The 1110-nt window shown below is 63.7% G+C and carries 1 protein-coding gene; it reads right to left on the bottom strand.

All coding sequences use genetic code 11. The features are described 5' to 3' along the window. Window positions 1-26: 26 nt before the first annotated feature. Entirely contained in the window at window positions 27-1055 is a 1029-nt protein-coding gene (locus DU29_RS0129105) for an IS30-like element ISShes10 family transposase (protein ID WP_011711660.1), read from the bottom strand. Between the last annotated feature and the right edge of the window lie 55 nt (window positions 1056-1110).

The raw sequence follows: 1110 nt of genomic DNA, 5'->3' as shown, positions 1-1110 counted from the left end.
GGTTGCAGGATCTGAGTGCAACACGGTTATTGAATTGAAGCGGGAGCATCATGCCGCATCACCACGGCTTCTTGCATCACTTCGCCCATCACCTCGATCGGGCATTTGAAGTCGAAGCGTTTGCGCGGTCGCATATTCAGTTGCAAAGCGATGGCGTCCAGGGCTTCCTGACTATGCACCGACAAGTCCGTGCCCTTGGGCAGGTACTGGCGGATCAGTCCATTGATGTTCTCATTGCTGCCGCGTTGCCAGGGGCTGTGCGGGTCGCAGAAGTAGATCGCCACCCCGGTCCGCTGGGTGATCTCGGCGTGCCGCGCCATCTCCCGGCCCTGGTCGTAGGTCATGCTCTTGCGCACCGCCAGCGGCATGCCATTGAGCGCCGCACTGAAGCCCTCCAGCGCCGAGGTCGCCGTCGCGTCGGCCATCTTGATCAGCATCAGGTAGCCGCTGGTACGCTCCACCAAGGTGCCCACCGCCGAGGCATTGGCCTTGCCCTTGATCAGGTCGCCCTCCCAATGGCCTGGCATCAGCCGGTCTTCGACCTCCGGCGGGCGCACGTGGATGCTGAGCATTTCAGGGATCTGGCCGCGCCGATCGACGCCGCCAGAGCGCGGCCTGCGACTCGTCTTGCCCTGGCGCAGGCAGATGATCAGCTCCTTGCGCAGGCCACCGACCGGCAGGGCGTAGATCGCGTTATAGATCGTCTCGCGGCAGACGTAGGCCTCTCTGAGGCTGGGTATGTTCATGCTGCGCAGCTTGCCGGCAATCTGCTCGGGAGACAAACCCTCACGCAGCATATGGACGACCAGCTCGAAGCGCTCACTGCCCGGCAGCAGCTTGCACTGAGGCCTGCAGACCTGGCGGCGGACCTGCATCTGCTGCTGGGCAGCACAGGCCTGGTAGCGGGTGCCAGGGGCCCGGTTGCGGCGCAGCTCCCGGCTGATGGTCGAGGGGGAGCGGCCGAGCATCCGGGCAATTCGCCGCTGGCTGAAACCTTGGGCAAGGCCGAGTTGAAGGGTCGCACGTTCGGGGATACTGAGTTCGTGATAGGACATAGTGGCAGCACCGTACCGGAAAGGTCAGGTGTTGCACTCAGTTTTTGCGGCCGCC

This window comes from Pseudomonas sp. Ant30-3 (genome assembly GCF_000690905.1).
In the GTDB taxonomy this organism is placed as follows: domain Bacteria; phylum Pseudomonadota; class Gammaproteobacteria; order Pseudomonadales; family Pseudomonadaceae; genus Aquipseudomonas.
The sequence above is the reverse complement of the archived record's forward strand: the minus strand, read 5'-3'. Positions and strand labels throughout refer to the sequence as shown.